Source organism: Geomicrobium sp. JSM 1781026, assembly GCF_041949955.1.
In the GTDB taxonomy this organism is placed as follows: domain Bacteria; phylum Bacillota; class Bacilli; order Bacillales; family Marinococcaceae; genus Geomicrobium_A.
Genome location: NZ_JBHFQF010000004.1, coordinates 312,705 through 330,661, shown reverse-complemented (window position 1 = coordinate 330,661; position 17,957 = coordinate 312,705). Strand labels below are relative to the sequence as shown.

The 17,957-nt window shown below is 44.1% G+C and carries 17 protein-coding genes and 1 riboswitch; of the genes, 11 read left to right on the top strand and 6 right to left on the bottom strand.

The window, feature by feature from the left end:
* Positions 1-315 precede the first annotated feature (315 nt).
* Positions 316-1,776: an MDR family MFS transporter gene (locus ACE1TF_RS09330; RefSeq protein WP_375016156.1), complete on the bottom strand. Its 1,461-nt coding sequence runs from the start codon at positions 1,774-1,776 to the stop codon at positions 316-318.
* 163 nt (positions 1,777-1,939) lie between these two features.
* On the opposite strand from ACE1TF_RS09330, the gene ACE1TF_RS09325 reads away from it, so the two are divergent.
* The 4 genes from ACE1TF_RS09325 (at position 1,940) to ACE1TF_RS09310 (ending at position 5,446) form a co-directional block, all read left to right on the top strand.
* A complete protein-coding gene (locus ACE1TF_RS09325) occupies positions 1,940-2,536 on the top strand; it encodes a TetR/AcrR family transcriptional regulator (RefSeq protein ID WP_375016154.1) in 597 nt (198 codons plus the stop codon).
* A 55-nt stretch (positions 2,537-2,591) separates the two neighbouring features.
* A riboswitch (SAM riboswitch) is annotated at positions 2,592-2,699 on the top strand.
* A gap of 152 nt (positions 2,700-2,851) precedes the next feature.
* Positions 2,852-3,874, top strand: a complete 1,023-nt coding sequence (locus ACE1TF_RS09320) for a methionine ABC transporter ATP-binding protein (RefSeq protein ID WP_375016152.1) — start codon at positions 2,852-2,854, stop codon at positions 3,872-3,874.
* Positions 3,867-4,535, top strand: coding sequence for a methionine ABC transporter permease (locus tag ACE1TF_RS09315; RefSeq protein WP_375016150.1), 669 nt, complete (start codon positions 3,867-3,869; stop codon positions 4,533-4,535). Before ACE1TF_RS09320 ends, ACE1TF_RS09315 begins: the two co-directional genes overlap by 8 nt.
* Positions 4,536-4,546: 11 nt before the next feature.
* A complete protein-coding gene (locus tag ACE1TF_RS09310) occupies positions 4,547-5,446 on the top strand; it encodes a MetQ/NlpA family ABC transporter substrate-binding protein (RefSeq protein WP_042401207.1) in 900 nt (299 codons plus the stop codon).
* A gap of 200 nt (positions 5,447-5,646) precedes the next feature.
* Here ACE1TF_RS09310 and ACE1TF_RS09305 read toward each other — a convergent pair whose 3' ends face one another.
* The 5 genes from ACE1TF_RS09305 to ACE1TF_RS09285 all read right to left on the bottom strand — a co-directional run bounded on the left by ACE1TF_RS09305 (position 5,647) and on the right by ACE1TF_RS09285 (position 10,042).
* Positions 5,647-6,468, bottom strand: coding sequence for an ABC transporter permease (locus ACE1TF_RS09305; RefSeq protein ID WP_375016147.1), 822 nt, complete (start codon positions 6,466-6,468; stop codon positions 5,647-5,649).
* Positions 6,449-7,420, bottom strand: a complete 972-nt coding sequence (locus ACE1TF_RS09300; protein ID WP_375016145.1) for an ATP-binding cassette domain-containing protein — start codon at positions 7,418-7,420, stop codon at positions 6,449-6,451. The genes ACE1TF_RS09305 and ACE1TF_RS09300 overlap by 20 nt, the downstream gene beginning before the upstream one ends.
* Before the next feature lie 17 nt (positions 7,421-7,437).
* On the bottom strand, positions 7,438-8,259 hold the full coding sequence (locus tag ACE1TF_RS09295; protein WP_375016143.1) for an SDR family oxidoreductase: 822 nt from the start codon (positions 8,257-8,259) through the stop codon (positions 7,438-7,440).
* Positions 8,259-9,146: a helix-turn-helix transcriptional regulator gene (locus ACE1TF_RS09290; RefSeq protein WP_375016141.1), complete on the bottom strand. Its 888-nt coding sequence runs from the start codon at positions 9,144-9,146 to the stop codon at positions 8,259-8,261. The genes ACE1TF_RS09295 and ACE1TF_RS09290 overlap by 1 nt, the downstream gene beginning before the upstream one ends.
* A gap of 197 nt (positions 9,147-9,343) precedes the next feature.
* Positions 9,344-10,042 (bottom strand): YetF domain-containing protein, encoded by a 699-nt coding sequence (locus ACE1TF_RS09285; RefSeq protein WP_375016139.1) that lies wholly within the window; start codon positions 10,040-10,042, stop codon positions 9,344-9,346.
* 226 nt (positions 10,043-10,268) lie between these two features.
* Between ACE1TF_RS09285 and ACE1TF_RS09280 the strand changes: the two genes are divergently transcribed.
* The 7 genes from ACE1TF_RS09280 to sufB all read left to right on the top strand — a co-directional run bounded on the left by ACE1TF_RS09280 (position 10,269) and on the right by sufB (position 17,671).
* Entirely contained in the window at positions 10,269-11,795 is a 1,527-nt protein-coding gene (locus ACE1TF_RS09280) for a BCCT family transporter (protein ID WP_375016137.1), read from the top strand.
* A gap of 64 nt (positions 11,796-11,859) precedes the next feature.
* A complete protein-coding gene (locus ACE1TF_RS09275) occupies positions 11,860-12,237 on the top strand; it encodes a carboxymuconolactone decarboxylase family protein (RefSeq protein WP_375016135.1) in 378 nt (125 codons plus the stop codon).
* A gap of 222 nt (positions 12,238-12,459) precedes the next feature.
* Entirely contained in the window at positions 12,460-13,245 is a 786-nt protein-coding gene (gene sufC, locus ACE1TF_RS09270) for a Fe-S cluster assembly ATPase SufC (RefSeq protein ID WP_042401215.1), read from the top strand.
* Between the two features lie 19 nt (positions 13,246-13,264).
* The gene (gene sufD / locus ACE1TF_RS09265; protein ID WP_042401217.1) at positions 13,265-14,572 is read left to right on the top strand and encodes a Fe-S cluster assembly protein SufD; all 1,308 of its coding nucleotides are present in this window, start codon (positions 13,265-13,267) and stop codon (positions 14,570-14,572) included.
* Positions 14,572-15,807, top strand: a complete 1,236-nt coding sequence (locus ACE1TF_RS09260) for a cysteine desulfurase (RefSeq protein ID WP_375016132.1) — start codon at positions 14,572-14,574, stop codon at positions 15,805-15,807. Before sufD ends, ACE1TF_RS09260 begins: the two co-directional genes overlap by 1 nt.
* Positions 15,797-16,228 carry a Fe-S cluster assembly sulfur transfer protein SufU gene (sufU, locus tag ACE1TF_RS09255; RefSeq protein ID WP_081829279.1) on the top strand — a complete coding sequence of 144 codons (432 nt, stop codon included), beginning with the start codon at positions 15,797-15,799 and terminating at the stop codon, positions 16,226-16,228. The genes ACE1TF_RS09260 and sufU overlap by 11 nt, the downstream gene beginning before the upstream one ends.
* 45 nt (positions 16,229-16,273) lie before the next feature.
* Positions 16,274-17,671 (top strand): Fe-S cluster assembly protein SufB, encoded by a 1,398-nt coding sequence (gene sufB / locus ACE1TF_RS09250; protein WP_042401224.1) that lies wholly within the window; start codon positions 16,274-16,276, stop codon positions 17,669-17,671.
* Positions 17,672-17,957 lie beyond the last annotated feature (286 nt).

Sequence of the window (17,957 nt, the reverse complement as noted above, 5' to 3'; positions counted from 1 at the left end):
GAAAAAGGACCGAGACGAGACCCCACAGGTCGTAAGCAGTTCACTGAAAAAGAGGAGTTAAAATACGTGTAACAGTGTTTAGCTTGATATATATAGAAAATTCCATAGATAAGGGTATATGATGGGATAATTTGCGATTGCAATGCTTCATGTTCTTGAAATCCCCACTCGAGCTGGACCCGCTGGTTCACTTTGACGAGTAGTTTAGAGAGTGAGATGCATTTTTCAGCGCCAAAGATCTCACGGATATTGTCCCTCAGCAGATATCAAAGCAAAAAACGCAAACACGCCCAATATAGGGGTGTTTGCGTTTTACTATTCACTTTCTGTCGTTTTCGGTTTTTTTGAACGAATAAATAACGCAATGACGAGAGCAATAATCGCAAAGATAAACCCGAACGAAAAACTTTGTTGAGCGCCGATCGTGAGGGCTTCAATTTGCTGTGTAGCAGTCGGATCTTCAATACCTGAGAGTGCATTACTTCTGCCTGTTTCCATAATGGAAATAAAGATGGCAGCACCGATCGCACCAGAAACTTGCATGAGTGTATTAAAGATCGCCGTACCGTGCGGGTACAAATGCCGTGGTAAGTGGTTGAGCCCGTTCGTTTGCGCAGGCATCATAATCATCGCGACAGAAACCATCACAAAAATGTGCTGAATCGCAAGGATCCACTCGTCCACACCTGGGGTGGAGAATCGATACGTGAATACGGTGATGACGAGTAAAATGGCTCCTGGAATAATGATCGGGCGCGGACCAACCTTATCAAAGATTCGCCCCATGATTGGAGACATCGCCCCGTTTATAATCCCACCTGGCAACATAATGAGTCCGGTAGCTATCGCTGTGAACAGTAACGCAGATTGCATATAAATCGGCAGAACGAGCATGAGTGCAAACATCGTCATCATGACGAGCATGACAATAATTAAACCAAAGGCAAACATCGGGTAGCGGAATACACGTAAATCCAGAAGCGGATCTTTCATTTTAATCTGGCGGAATGCGAATGCGGCCAGCCCGATAAACCCTGCAGCAAGTGAAGCGATGACAATTGGGTCTGCAAGTGAGGAATCGCCTTTTCCAGCGGTGCTAAATCCGTACACAATTCCTCCAAAGCCGATCGTAGACAATAAGAATGAAAAGAGATCAAGTTTTGGCTTTGAGGTTTTCGTGACGTTCTTTAAGACGAAGTAACCGAATACTAGAGAAAATAGGGCAATTGGAATCACGAGAAAGAAGATCCAGCGCCACGATAATCCTTCAATAATAAACCCAGAGACTGTAGGCCCGATTGCTGGAGCAAACATGATGACAAGTCCCATCATACCCATTGCTGCCCCACGCCTTTCTTGGGGAATGACAGCAAGAATGACATTCATGAGTAACGGAATCATGATCGCGGTCCCGACCGCTTGCACAATACGTCCTATAAGAAGGAAGGCAAAGGTTGGGCTAAAACCGGCGACAATTGTACCGAGCGTAAACAGTGTCATCGCCGTAATAAATAGTTGTCTCGTTGTGAATCGTTGAATGAAATATGCAGAAATTGGAATTAAGATTCCGATGACGAGCATATAGCTAGTCACGAGCCATTGAGCTGTACTTGAGTTCACGCCCAAGTCTCCCATAATGGCTTGTAAAGCCACGTTAAGAATCGTTTCATTCAGGATCGCAACAAAGGCGCCTGAAAGAAGAACGGCTAATATCGGTATCGGTTTTACATTCGGTAAGTCTTCCTTTATTTCAGCAGTTGTTGGTGCATGTGCCATAGCCGTCCCTCCTAAAAAATATATATGGCTTGAATCAGCAAGATGAATCGTACCATGATTATTTACGAAACGCAATCGTTTCGAAACAGTTTCGTTTCGTAAATTTGCACTCTGTATATCCTGGTGATACGATGAAATGACTATAGGAAGAAGGAGGCTTGTCATGAGTGCGATTGAAAAGAAGAAGGGACGCCCTTTGGACAAGAGTCGGGATCGCATCATCATGCAGTCGGCACTAGAGCTCATTGGAGAACACGGATATGAACGTGTATCGATGGACCGTATTGCTCAGCACGCAGGCGTAGGAAAAGCGACGATCTATCGAAGGTGGACGTCAAAGACACATCTCGTTATTCAGGCCATTTCAGACGTGAAGCCGTTTGAAGAGATCTTACAAGAAGTGGAGCAATTTAATGATTTACGGGATCAATTGTTTCATCTAATGGCGTCTAGCTTTCGAATCGAAGATGAATCGATTCAACGTGCGTATGCAGCGATTGGAAGTGCAGCTTCACAAAATCAAGAATTAGAACTTGGGTTACAGCAAGGGTATTATCACAAGTTTCGGCTTGCTTTCTTCGCAATACTCGACCCATACATGTACCCAACCCCAACACTCACGTTGGAACAGCTTGATTTAGTCGCAGATATCGGCCCATCAATGATTCACTACCGAACGATTGTAACGAAGAAAATGGTTGATGCGAATTATATTTATCAGATTATTGATGAGTTGATTTTGCCTAAGTTATGCCATTGAAAGAATAGTTGACAACATAGTTGTAGGGTGCTAAGATTCAAGCATCAACTAAATATCCTTATCTGGAGTGGTGGAGGGACTGGCCCTGTGAAACCCGGCAACCGGCAAGCAATTGCAATGGTGCCAATTCCTGCAAGGTTGCAAATGCCTTGGGAGATGAGATGGAACGTACGATTAACCTTTCTGCTCATCTTCTAGCAAAAAGGTTATTTTTGTTTTATCCAAACGAAACGTATGCTTGTTTATTTTTTTCGAACTTAAAATATAGTGAATAGGTAAGGATACTTGGAATAGAATGGATAGGGGGTGCATCAATTGATTCAAATGAACAATGTGTCAAAGTCTTTTGTGACGAAAGAGGCACACATTCATGCAGTAAAAGACGTGAACTTAACGATAGAATCAGGAGAGATCTTTGGCATAATCGGTTATAGTGGTGCTGGAAAAAGTACACTTATACGCCTTCTTAACCTTTTAGAGGCGCCTTCATCGGGAACGGTGAAAATTGCCGATTACGACATGCTGAATTTAAAAGGACGTGCGCTACGAAAGGCGAGGCAAGAGATTAGCATGATTTTTCAACACTTTAATCTCCTCTGGTCGCGGACGGTTCGGGAAAACATTGCGTACCCGCTAGAAATTGCCGGTGTACCAAAAAAGAAACGAAATGAACGAGTGGACGAACTCATTTCGCTTGTCGGCTTGGACGGTCGAGGCGGTGCATACCCTTCGCAACTGAGTGGCGGACAAAAGCAACGCGTTGGCATTGCTAGAGCACTTGCGAATGACCCAAAAGTATTGCTATGCGATGAAGCGACATCTGCACTTGATCCAAAAACGACGTCTTCGATTCTCGAGCTTCTTTATGAAATCAATCAGAAGCTAGGATTGACGATTGTGCTCATCACTCATGAAATGCACGTCATTCACAAGATTTGTGGGCGAGTTGCCGTCATGGAAGATGGAGAAGTCGTCGAGCAAGGAGCAGTGCTTGATGTGTTCAAACACCCTAAGAAAGAAATTACTCAAGCGTTCGTGAAGCAAATTACAGAAACCGATGGTTCATTAGAAGTGATTGAGGATCAATTGCACGATGAAAAAGGTACAGTCGTGAAGTTGACTTTTGTAGGTGACGAAACGGAGAAGCCTGTTGTGTCTGATCTCATTCGCAACGTAAACGTTGACGTGAATATTTTACAAGGGAACATCGCACGCACGAAAGATGGGAGTTATGGTTCATTGTTTATCTCCCTTGAAGGAACCTCTGACGCAGTAACAGAAGCACTTGCCTATATTGAAAAGCACCATGTTCAGGCGGAGGTGATGAATGATGGGTGATGAATTCCTCAGTAATGTCAATTGGGATAATATGCTCGATGCCACGTGGGAAACAGTTTACATGAGCGTCATCGCTATTTTCTTTACATTTATTCTCGGCATTGCCCTTGGTTTATTGCTATTTTTGACATCAAAGAAACAGATATGGGCGAACCCTATCATTAATTGGATTGTCGCTGCGTTTGTCAATGTGTTTCGTTCCATTCCTTTTATCATTTTAATTATCTTACTCATACCGTTTACGGTTGCAGTACTCAACACGATGCTCGGGCCACAAGCTGCACTACCGGCATTGATTATTGGAGCCGCTCCCTTTTACGCAAGGCTCGTTGAGATTGGTTTGCGTGAAGTAGATAAAGGGGTTATTGAAGCTGCAAGATCAATGGGCAGTAACCAGTTCCAGATTATATTCAAAGTGTTACTCCCAGAATCAATGCCAGCGCTCGTCTCAGGGATTACCGTCACATCCATCGCACTTGTTGGTTATACAGCGATGGCCGGAGTGATCGGTGCTGGTGGTTTAGGGGATCTTGCGTTTCGAGATGGTTTCCAAAGAAATAACCCTGAAATAACGTTTATTGCAACGATTATCACACTCGTTATCGTCTTCATCTTTCAAGGTATTGGAGACGTTCTAACTAGAAAATTAGATAAAAGATAGGGGAGAGTTTGATGAAAAAGTTTTACACCGCAATTGCAGCAGGATCGTTAACGTTAGCCTTAACGGCATGTGGCACTTCTGATGAAGAAGGAACAGACGAATCAGCAGGAGATGCACCAGAAGAGACGGAAGAAACTGGGGATGAAGGCGATGATGAAGCAGCCCAAGATGGCGAAACACAGTCACTCGTTGTCGGTGCATCAAACGTTCCTCATGCAGAAATCCTAGAATACGCCACAGACCTACTAGAAGAAGAAGGCATTGAATTACAAATCCAGACATTCAATGACTATGTAATGCCAAACCAAGCCCTTGACCTTGACGAGTTGGATGCCAACTACTTCCAACACATTCCGTATTTAGAGAGTCAAATTGAAGAACACGGATACGATTTTGAGAACGTCGGTGGTGTTCATATCGAACCGATGGGGGGATACAGCCAAGAGTACGGATCATTGGCAGACCTTCCTGAAGACGCACATGTTATTATGAGCGACTCTGTCGCTGACCACGGCCGCGTATTAAGTTTGTTTGAAGCCGAAGGCTTAATTACCATTGCTGATGGCATCGATCCAATCTATGCAACGATTGATGATATTGACGAAAACCCGAATAACTTTGACTTTGATCCGTCGTACGAAGCCGCTTTACTTCCACAAGCGTTCGATGTCGGTGAGGGCGACGTCGTGTTCATTAACTCTAACTACGCCATTGATAACGACCTAAACCCTGTCGATGACTCCATTGTCGTCGAGAGTGGTGAAGATAACCCGTATGTGAATGTGATCGCTGTGAAAGCTGAAAATCAAGAGGACGAGAACATTCAAACACTCGTGGACGTTTTGCAATCTGATGATGTGAAACAATTTATTGAAGATCAGTATGAAGGTGCCGTCCTTCCGGCTGAATAATGAAAACCCCTCCAAGCTTGGCAGCTTGGAGGGGTTTTGTTGTGTCGTCCTTAGGTTGCGTATAGGCATAGCAAGGTGCCTGCCAATAGAATCTAAGCCGTGCTTGTTTTGGCTCGATCAGTGGTTGCTTCTTGTCTCACTAGTAGCAATTATGTGGGTTAACGCCAAAATATACCTCTTTGATATTGTTGAGGTTTTTCTTACTTTTTGTTGCGGTATAAATACATCGTTAAAGGTGCGAAGATTACGATGAAAATTGCCGATGTCAGGAGAACGAGGCCAATCTGTTCAAAGGTCCCAGTTCCATGCATCCAACTCCGTACGGCATTTGCTAAAACGGAGATGGGGTTTACCTCTACAAAACCTTGAAGCCATCCTGGCAGCGTGTCTGGATCTACGAAAACATTACTTACAAATGTTAGTGGAAACAGAATCATCATACTGACCATCATTAACGATTTGTCTGAGCGCATAATAAGACCGAGCGTTGTCCATAGCCATGATAAGCTGAATGAGAAAAATAAGATGAGGACGAGAGCAACCAAGACGCCGGATACGCCCCCTTCCGGTCGAAATCCTAAGATGAGACCGAGACCAATCATAATGAGAGAAGCTAATGAGTATCTCACAACGTCAACGAGCAGCGCACCAATCAAAGCGGATGGCAGCCAGATTGGCAAGGTGCGGAAGCGGTCAAAAATTCCTTTTCGAATATCATTATTTAGATCTAAACCTGTATACATCGTAATTTGAGCAACAGTCATGACGAGAATACCGGGCAACAGAAATTGCAAATACTCGGTCGTTGAACCGGCGATTGCCCCGCCAAACAAGTAGGTGAACATGAGTAAGAAGATAATCGGAAATAGCGTTACGTCGAACATTTGCTCCGGAACATGCTTAATTCGTAAAAGTGTACGTGATGCAAAGGTGAGCGTTGAAGATAAAGGACTCGGTCGACGGGGGCGCTTCCCAGAAGCAATCGCATCATGAAGACGTTCTTCATTCATTTGTTTCGTCATTGATCTTCTCCTCATCTGGTGTTTTGGAACCTGTAAGCGTAAGAAATACTTCATCTAAACTCGGTTGACCTAAAGAAAAGCTACTCATTTGGATATGTTCATTCGCGAGGTCACTAAATGTTTCAGCAATCTTGGAAGGCTGATTGACTTGTATAGAGAGGGAATGAGCATCAATAATTTGAACGACATTGTTTAATTTACTTTCGATGATTTGTTTTGCCCGAGATAAATCATTCTCATCAACGAATTGAACATGCAAAGTGTTTCGTCCGATTGATGCTTTCAGTTCTGCACTCGTGCCTTCTGCAATCAATTTTCCTTGATTAATGACTGCAATTCGATCCGCTAATTGATCGGCTTCTTCTAGGTATTGCGTCGTAAGCAATACGGTCGTTCCTGCGCGGACGAGTGAACGAACAATTCCCCACACTTCGATGCGGCTTTCTGGGTCAAGTCCGGTCGTTGGTTCATCAAGAAATAATAAGTCGGGAGTCACGACGATACTAGCGGCGATGTCCATTCTTCTTCGCATCCCGCCCGAGTAGTTCTTTACTTGTTTTTTGGCGGCGCCGTCAAGACGGAAGGCGACAAGAAGTTCGTCGGCTCGGTTTATCGCTTCCTTTTTTGAGTAGCCCATCAGGCGCGAGATCATGACAAGGTTCTCCTTGCCGGTCAAGTCTTCGTCTAAAGAGGCATATTGTCCGGTTAGACTAATTCTTGAACGAACCGCACTCGTTTCGCTTGAAATGTCGTGACCAAAAACTTTTGCACTTCCTCCGTCTGGTTTTAATAGCGTAGCGAGCATGCGAATGGTCGTCGTCTTCCCTGCGCCATTTGGACCGAGGAATCCATACACCATTCCTTTTGGTATCGTAAGGTCGATGCCATCAACAGCCCTTTGCTCACCAAATTTCTTCGCGAGACCTTTTGCTTCAATTGCAATATTGCTCATCTTGTCACCCTTTCTGTCTATCTAAATTGATTCTTATTTTCGTTGACCCATTGACTGAACCTTTTTGGCGGTCGTTTTAGAACCTTTTCAACGGTTGGTAAGAGGGTGGTACCAATTTCAGGTGGCTGAGTGCCCATTTGCACGAAAAACTGGATGCTTTCATCGTCATACCCTGCGTCTTTCCAGCGCTTCTTAGCTTCATCCAAAGAGAGCTCTTTAAACGAAATCGATGTTCCTAGCACATGACTAATCATATCGACGCATTCTTTTTTTGATCTCAATTCAGGGCCTGTGAGTGTGTAAAATTGTCCATAGTGATCCTCATTTACTAATGTTTCTGCGACCACTGCTCCGATATCACCTTCGTGAATAATTGCTGTCTTGATATGGCCGCCAAGCTCTTCAATCACTTCACCCTTACGAATGATGTCCTGCCAGTCATCGAGGCAGTTTGCCATAAATCCGACGGGTTGAACAAACGTTGAAGTCATCGTGCTGTTTCGTAACGCTTGCTCCACCACTCCATCTCCGTAAACAGTGAGCAGCGAGACGTGTTTAACGCCTGCTTCCTCTGCAAGCGTAATAACCTGCGCATCGGTTTCCAAATCGGCACCCGCTACATCGCTTGATAAAATCAAGTACATGGCATCGATGTTGTGAAGAGGTTGACGCATCGTTTCCGGGTGCATCAGATCCCCGTAAACTACTTCTGCACGGTGGGGCAGTTGTGCGTTTTTCGGATTTCTCGATACTGCGCGAACAGATAACCCCTTATCTATCAGCTGCTGAACTACGTGTCGACCTACTGTGCCAGTAGCCCCTGTAACTAGAATATTCATCATTCGTCTCCTTCATTGTAGATTTCGGTTATTTTCTTGATTTCTTGAAGTACTTCTTTTCGCAATGATAGTGGGGAGATCACTTCTACATTTGATCCATAGCTAAGAACAATCGATAAAGCATATGTCGGATGATAATATTCTGTATAAACGTAGATTTGGTCATTAAATGTTTCGGTTTGTTCAGGAAATTGCTCAAGCACTCGTTGTTTAACATCTCGCGAGAAGCGTAGATGCAATGGTGTTGGAACAATAGAATGAGGGTCACTTTTTTTACGTTTCGGCGTGAAGCTCGTCAGAAGAACTACGAGTGATTTCATGCGTGAAAGTCGAAACAACCGATCAGCTTGGCGAGTTAAACAAAATGCTTCAGCGTACCACGTTCCGTAATCAAAATGTAGGTTTCTCGGTTCAACTGTACGCGTCGTAACCTCACCAGTTCCACTCGTATACGTAAACGAGACTTGTTTCATTTGGTGAATGGCTTCTGTCCATTTTTGGATGTACGTGCGTTCTTCTTCAGAAGAACTAAGTGAAAAGATGACGGAGTGATTATCTGATGATGTAAGTAGCAATGGCTGTACAGATGCCAGCTTTTCGGAAATCGCTTGAAAAGGTGATGCATCCAAACTTTGCAGGAGAGTGTAAACGCTTCTCATATCTTCTAATGAAAAATGCTGTTTGGATAAATAAAAGCCATCCATAATTTCGTAACCGCCGTCTGTCCCAGGAAAAGAAACGATCGGAATGCCAGACTGATTGATGAGGTCGAGATCCCGGTATATTGTTCTAATCGAAACTTCAAAACGGTCGGCAAGCGTTGTTGCCGTCACGCGCCCTTTCGTCATTAACACCGTCGTAATACCGAGTAATCGTTCTAATTTCAAAATAGGTGCCTCCCCATACAGTACACTTTAGGTCATCATACATGACATCTTGAGTGTCAGGGTTATAAAAAAAGTAGAGCAACTTCATATGAAGTTGCTCAGTTTATTGGAACTGTCTACTTTCATCAGTTACCAGACCTGCACGCTTAGGCTAAGTCATTTTAGTACGGTAGCCTCTTTGCTACTCAACAATTTACTTAGTTGCTCGTCCCTACATTATCCATCAAGTCAATGTACACACCTTCGTCTAGTTTCCATTCAAGGAAAAACACATCTTCTGGCGAGGAGATGTTGCGTTCCCGAAGCTGTTGTTGTAACCACTCTCTACTCAATCCTGCCTGTTCAAGATTATCATCATCTATTTGACCGTCACTAATGAGGGTGATGGGTAAGTACACAGCTTTAGAAGGAACATTCAAATCTTTGTTCGTCGGTTGGTCATATTGTGACTTTTTTAATACAGTTACACTGCCATCGGTTTCAATAATGGCGTAAGCGACTTCTCGCATCGAAAACACCGATTGTTGCCGGAGCAGGTTTTGTAGCTCGTTGAGGTCAACTTTATTCTTTTTCATCTGTTCTCGATCAATTCGCCCATTCCTGATGACGACGGACGGATTTCCTTCAAGCATTCCTCTCGTTTTTCTGAATTTCTGTGTCAAAAATTCAATAAGAAAGACTAAAAGCCCCCAAAAAGCAACAGAGTAAAGAATTGTCCCTAAACGGACTTCGTCATCATAAATCGCATTTCCGACCAGTTCACCGAGAATTAAAGCAGAGATAAAATCAAAGGGTGTTACTTGTGCTAGAGATGTCTTTCCAAGAAGTTTGGTCATAATAAGAAGAGCAAGAAAACCAACGCTTAGTTCTACGGATGTCGACAATAAATCACTCACCGATATCCCTCCTTCTCGTGTTAAGTTGCACCGAAAAGAAAAAAATATCAGCGGAATGTTGAACAGGTGCAAATGGAAGCCCTTTCGCGAAAAGAAGACCCTAAATTTGGCATTTGCGCGTGAATCATTGTGTGCTATAATTCGTTGCTTAAGTTTAATTTAGTTCACAACTTCGTCACGATGGTTTGTCGCCCCAAGAGATGGGCAGGAAGGAATAATTAAATATATGGATAAGCTTGTTGGGAAAATTGATTGGCCCGTATTTGTACTGAGTGGGGGGGCTCTTGTCCTATTCGTGTTGGCTTCTTTCATTAATGTGGAGGCTGTCGGGGACATTGTTAACTTGCTGTTTGGTTGGTCCGTTGACTATTTCGGTGCATTTTGGCAAGTATTACTTTTACTCATGCTCGGTGTTTCAATCGTCCTCGCATTTTCAAAATATGGGAATGTACGCTTAGGAGAACAAAGTGAAAAAGAGCTAAGCACATTTCGATGGGTATCTGTCATATGTATTTCACTGCTAGGGGCAGGTGGAGTATTCTGGGCAGCTGCCGAACCGATGTATTACTTCATGGAAGTGCCCCCTGTACACGACGGGATTGAACCAGGATCACCACAAGCCGTTATTCCAGCGATGGCACAAGCTTATGTAAGCTGGGGGATGGCAGCTTGGGCTGCACTCGGTACGACGGGGGCAATTGTCCTTATGTATGCTGTGTATCATAAAGGAATGCCGATGAAGCCAAGGTCAATGTTGTATCCCTTTTTTGGTGAAAAAATTGCCACGCACAAACTCGGAACGGTAATCGACGCGTTTTGTATTATTGCTGTGGCTGCTGGAACCATTGGTCCAATTGGAATATTAGGTTTACAAGTAAGCTACGGATTAAACGCTTTATTTGGATTACCTGACATTTTCGGTATCCAGCTAGTCATTATTGGCTTTTTATTGTTCATCGTAACGATTTCAGCCATTACAGGTGTTCATAAAGGGATTCAATGGTTAAGTAAATGGAACATTATTTTAGTGTTTATCCTTGCAGGGATTATCCTTATATTTGGACCCGGCGCTTATATCATCGATACGTTTGTTTCTTCATTCGGGTATCATGTGAATCATTTTATAACACTTCATACGTATCGAGGAGACAATGATTGGCTCGGTGCGTGGATGCTCTTCTTCTTTGCATGGTTCATTGGGTTTGCCCCGATGATGATTATGTTAATTGCACGTATCTCTAGAGGGAGAACGATTCGTGAGATTATTCTTGCGGTGGCAGTCATTTCTCCTCTCATCACGAACTTCTGGTTTACGGTTGTGGGTGGCTCTGGCATCTATTATGAACAACAGCAACCTGGCATTATCTCACAGCCATTGGGTGAAGGTGGTTTGCCTGCAGCGATCATCGCTGTTGCAGGGCAAATGCCATTTAGTGTCGTCATGCCGTTTATCTTTTTAGTATTGGCGATTTTGTTTGTCATTACGACAGCCGACTCAATGACGTATTCCATTTCAATGAGCATGACTGGTGAAGGCAACCCGCCAAAGCCGATGCGTGTTTTCTGGGCAGCGATTATGGCTACAGTAGCAGCCATCTTAATCTTTATTGGAGAAGGTAGTATTGATGCGCTTCAATCATTTATCGTTGTTACCGCAGTCCCGGTATCGATCTTGCTGCTTCCGACGATTTGGCAAGCACCAAAGATCGCAAAACGACTTGCGAGAGACCAAGGTTTGATACGAAAGCCATAACTGGAAGATTTATGCATAGTTTGCCCTCCTTTCTTGCATAATAGACGGGTAAGGAGGGTATGCTGTGCCGAAGGAAGAAGGATATGTCGAAGATGCGATGCTTGACTATGAAGAAGGAACGCAATTCATCGCACAAAAGCTGCCGCGGCTAATGAGGAAATACCAAGCATTTACAGATACGTGTTTCACTAAAGGAAAACTGGCTGTAAAAGACAAGCAATTAATGGCACTCGCCGTTAGCGTCGCCTTGCGGGATGAATATTGCATCTTATCTTATACGAAAGCATGTATTGATGAAAATTGTACCGACAGCGAAATATTAGAGGCCGTTAGTGTGGCAGCAGCATTTTGCCCTGCGCCTGCAATGAGCCAAGCAGCGACGCTCATAAGAGATGCACTGGACACATTTGAATCTCAAGACAAAGAAGAAGCTTCCGAATAACCACGGCATGAATGCACGTGGTTATTCTTGTGATCAAGGGAGAAGGATTGAATCTTCGTCCTCAACACGTCATAATGAGTGGAGAATTCTTGTTAACATTCAATCGCCGCGCTGAATGTGCGTCCCCTTGATGGAAGATTGAATTTGTTATAAAATAAGAATGATAATAGATTGAGAATACGCTACACACGATCTGTAGCTATAATAAATGGAGGTAGGAAAATGACAGCATCAACGTTGACGATTAAAGATTTGCACGTTGAAATCGAAGGCAAAGAAATTGTAAAAGGCTTTAACCTAGAAATTTCTGGTGGTGAAATCCACGCCATTATGGGACCGAACGGTACCGGTAAATCAACATTAGCCTCTGCAATTATGGGCCACCCAAGCTATGAGATTACGAAAGGGTCAGTCATCCTCGATGGCGAAGATGTACTTGAGATGGAAGTGGACGAGCGTGCGCGTGCAGGAATGTTTCTTGCAATGCAATACCCAAGTGAAGTAACAGGCGTTACAACTTCTGATTTCCTTCGTACAGCGATGAATGCTCATCGTGAAGAAGGCGATGAAATTTCGTTAATGAAGTTCATTAAGACAATGGACAAAAACATGGAAACATTAGATATGAATGAGGCGTTCTCTACTCGTTACTTGAACGAAGGTTTCTCAGGTGGAGAGAAGAAGCGTAATGAAATTCTTCAATTGCTTATGCTTCAACCAAAAATTGCGATCCTAGATGAGATTGACTCGGGTCTAGATATTGACGCACTTAAAGTAGTATCAAAAGGGATTAACGACCTTCGTGGAGAAAGCTTCGGTTGCTTGATCATCACGCACTATCAGCGCCTTTTGAACTACATCACCCCAGATCACGTTCACGTAATGATGCAAGGACGTATCGTTAAGTCAGGGGATGCTTCCCTTGCACAACGTCTTGAAGCAGAAGGTTATGACTGGATTAAAGAAGAACTCGGCATCGAAGACGAGCGTGTCGGGCAAGAAGCATAAGAGACGGAGGTGGAGCTAGATGGCTGTTGAAACGAAATGGGCATTTGACCGTGAAACGGTAAAAGCTTTTTCTGAGAAGCGGAATGAGCCAGCTTGGTTGGCAGAGAAGCGACTTGAAGCTCTCACACAAGCGGCATCATTACCAATGCCAAATCCAGATAAAACAAAGTTAACGAGATGGAACTTCTCGACGTTTGAGACAATTGAAGCGAGCGGAAGAGCCATTGCTGAGTACAGTGACTTACCGAGTGATATTACGCGTCTTGCAGGAGAAGAAAGCAGCGTAACGAGCGCGCTTATTCAACGCGATGGTGAAACAGTTTATCATCAAGCAGCGAAGGAACTTGCAGACCAAGGTGTCATTTTCACTGATTTAAAAACAGCAGCAGTCGAGCATAGTGATTTGCTTGAGAAGTACTTTATGGGTGAAGCGGTACCGACAGAAGAGAGCCAATTGACGGCGCTCCATACAGCGCTTGTTAACGGTGGTGTATTCATCTACGTGCCTAAGAATGTTGAAGTGGAAGTGCCTCTTCAAAGCATTTTCTGGCAAGAAGATACGAAGACAGGGTTATTTAACCACGTCATCATCGTAGCTGAAGACCAAAGTCGCGTCACTTATGTAGAGAACTATGTGTCTTTCTCTAAAGAAGAAGCCGCAGCCAACATTATTGCCGAAGTGTACGTTGGCCAAGGTGCTGAAGTGAAGTTCGGGGCTGTTGATAACTTGGAGAGTGGTGTTACGAGCTACATTACGCGTCGTGCACACGTTCAAAAAGACGGTCGAATTGAGTGGGCCCTCGGTCAAATGAACGAAGGGAACACGATTTCTGATAATACGACTCACTTGCTCGGTGATGGTTCATACGGTGATACGAAAACAGTTGTTGTCGGTCGAGGAGAACAACTCCAAAACTTTACAAGCAACATGATCGGTCATGGAAAGCATTCAGAAGGGTACATTTTGACTCACGGTGTTATGAAGGACTCTTCTTCTGCCATTTTCAACGGGATAAACAAAATTGAAAAAGGTGGAACGAAAGCACACAGTGAACAGACTGGGCGTGTATTGATGCTTTCTTCAAAAGCAAGAGGAGATGCGAACCCAATTCTCTTGATTGATGAAGACGATGTAACAGCAGGCCACGCTGCCTCTGTTGGTAAGATTGATCCGATGCAAATGTTCTATATGCAAAGCCGCGGGTTGTCTAAAGTGGAAGCAGAGCGTCTCATTATTCATGGTTTCCTTGAGCCAGTGGTTGGTGAATTGCCGATCGAATCTGTGAAGTCGAGACTCACAGAGGTTATCGAAGGGAAAGTATACTAATGTACGATGTTCAGAAGGTGCGCGAGCAGTTTCCGATCCTTCACCAAGAAGTCAATGGACATCCGCTCGTCTACTTGGACAATTCTGCCACCTCACAAAAACCTGTACACGTCATTGAGGCGTTGGAGTCGTACTATAAAGGCTACAATTCCAACGTCCATCGTGGCGTTCATACGCTCGGTTCGAGAGCAACTGATGGATATGAAGGGGCAAGGGATACCGTCCAATCATTCATCAATGCGAAGCATCGTGAGGAGATTATTTTCACAAGAGGAACGACAACCGCTTTGAATATGATTGCATCAAGCTTTGGACGCGCGAATCTTTCCGAAGGGGATGAGATTGTACTCACTCCAATGGAACATCACAGTAACATCATTCCGTGGCAACAAACTGCAAAAGCGACTGGAGCTGTGTTAAAATATATACCACTCCAGCCAGATGGTACGATCTCGCTTTCGGATGTTGAAGCGACGATTACGGAGCGAACACGCATTGTTTCCATGATGCATGTTTCTAACGTACTCGGAACGATCAATCCGGTAAAAGAAGTCGGTGAAATTGCACACGCAAATGGAGCGATTATGGTTGTAGACGGTGCACAAAGTGCGCCTCACAAAAAAGTAGACGTTCAAGAGTTGAACTGTGATTTCTTTGCATTTTCTGCACATAAGATGTGCGGACCTACAGGCATCGGTGCTCTTTACGGCAAGAAAGAATTGCTAGAAGAGATGGAGCCGTTTGAGTTTGGCGGAGAGATGATTGACGAAGTCGGGCTCTACGAATCAACGTGGAAAGAGCTTCCTTATAAATTCGAAGGTGGAACGCCGATTATTGCTGGAGCAATTGGTTTGGCGGCAGCCATTGATTATTTAGAGGAGCTAGGTCTACACAACGTTGAAGCTCACGAAAAAATGCTCGTTCGGTATGCGATGGAGCGGCTGCGAGAACATGAAGATGTTGACGTATACGGGCCTCCAGCAGACGAACGTGCAGGCATCCTCACATTTAATATAAAAGGCGTACACCCGCACGATGTCGCTACTGTACTGGACTCGCAAGGTGTGGCCGTCCGTGCTGGACATCATTGCGCGAGACCGTTAATGAATTGGCTGGAATGCACAGCAACCGCACGAGCCAGTTTTTATTTGTATAATACCGAAAGCGATGTAGATGCATTTGTCGATGCGCTTGTAACCGCAAAGGAGTACTTTGGAGATGTCTATGCAGAGTAATCTAGATACGCTATATCGACAAGTAATTATGGACCATTACAAAAACCCGCGTAATCGCGGGGAGCTCCCTGAAGATGATACACTGACTGTGAACATGAACAATCCGTCATGTGGTGATCGGATTCAACTCCATCTACAAGTTGAAGGCGACGAAGTGAAAGATGCGAAATTCACCGGAGAAGGCTGCTCCATCAGCCTCTCTTCAGCATCAATGATGACGGATGCGGTAAAGGGGAAACGGATTGATGAAGCCCTTGAATTATCGAACATCTTCTCGGAAATGGTTCAAGGGAAAGAGTATGACGACGAGAAATTTGATCTTGGAGACATCGAAGCTCTCCAAGGCGTCACGAAGTTCCCGGCACGAATCAAATGTGCAACGCTTGCATGGAAAGCAATGGAGAAAGGCTTGGATGCATAGAAGCCATCACTCCTAGAGTGATGACATTATAAGGAGGTCATTTAAATGGCTAAGAAAATGCCTGAGATTGGTGAATACCAATATGGGTTCCATGACAAAGACGTGTCAATCTTTCGTTCTGAACGTGGTCTAACTGAAAACGTTGTCCGGGAAATCTCGCAAATTAAAGAGGAACCGGAGTGGATGCTTGATTTCCGTCTGAAATCATTGGAGCAATTCTACAAGATGCCAATGCCACAATGGGGCGGCGACCTTTCTGAGCTCGATTTTGATGATATTACGTATTACGTAAAGCCATCTGAGCGTTCAGAGAAGTCTTGGGATGAAGTGCCAGAAGAAATCAAGAACACGTTTGATAAGCTTGGTATTCCTGAAGCTGAGCAAAAGTACCTTGCTGGTGTGTCAGCACAGTACGAATCAGAAGTGGTTTATCATAATATGCAAGAAGACCTTGAAGAACAAGGAATTATTTTCAAGGATACGGATACTGCTTTGAAAGAAAACGAAGATATTTTCCGTGAGCATTTCGCGACGGTTATTCCGCCAAGTGACAACAAGTTTTCAGCGTTGAACTCTGCGGTTTGGTCTGGTGGATCATTCATTTACATGCCAAAAGGCGTTAAAGCGGAGTCACCACTTCAAGCGTATTTCCGTATTAACTCTGAGAACATGGGACAATTTGAGCGTACGCTCATCATCGCTGATGAAGGTAGCTCCGTTCACTATGTCGAAGGTTGTACAGCTCCTGTTTATTCTACGAACTCACTTCACAGTGCAGTCGTTGAGATCATCGTGAAGAAAGATGCATACTGCCGTTACACGACGATTCAAAACTGGGCGCCAAACATCTACAACCTCGTTACAAAGCGTGCGACAGCTGGCGCTGGTGCAACAATGGAATGGGTTGACGGTAACATCGGTTCAAAACTGACGATGAAATATCCTTCCATTATCATGACAGGTGAAGGTGCACGTGGAAATGTCCTTTCCATCGCGATCGCAGGTAAAGGCCAACACCAAGATGCGGGTGCAAAAGCGTATCACCTAGCACCAAACTGTTCTTCTACGATTGTTTCGAAGTCGATTTCGAAACAAGGTGGTAAAGTTTCTTACCGAGGAATCTCTCACTTCGGACGTAAATCTCAAGGATCAAAGTCGAAGATTGAGTGTGACACGTTGATCATGGATAACGAGTCAACGTCTGACACGATTCCTTACAACGAGATTTACAACGATGACATCATGCTTGAGCACGAAGCAACGGTCTCAAAAGTATCCGAAGAGCAACTTTTCTACTTGATGAGCCGTGGATTGAACGAAGAAGAAGCTACAGAAATGATCGTCATGGGCTTCATTGAGCCATTCACGAAAGAACTTCCAATGGAGTATGCGGTTGAAATGAACCGCCTAATCCGTTTCGAAATGGAAGGTTCAATCGGTTAATAACGATTAGAGAACCAACGAAGCGTTTTGTGCTTCGTTGGTTTTTTTGGCTCTATACAATTTGTAACGAGACTGGTTTTACTTTCGAGCAAAAACAAGTGATTTTCTGAAACTTTTCTATTGCGATTGTTGAACAAACAAGGAAAAGGTGAAGAGACGCGTTCGTAGACGTTCTACTCAGCCTGGCGCGATTATATACAACAATATATACTAAGCAAGAGTTTATTTACTCGACTTATGGCTATGATTTAATCTCGAAGGATGCAAAGCGATAATATAGAACTGA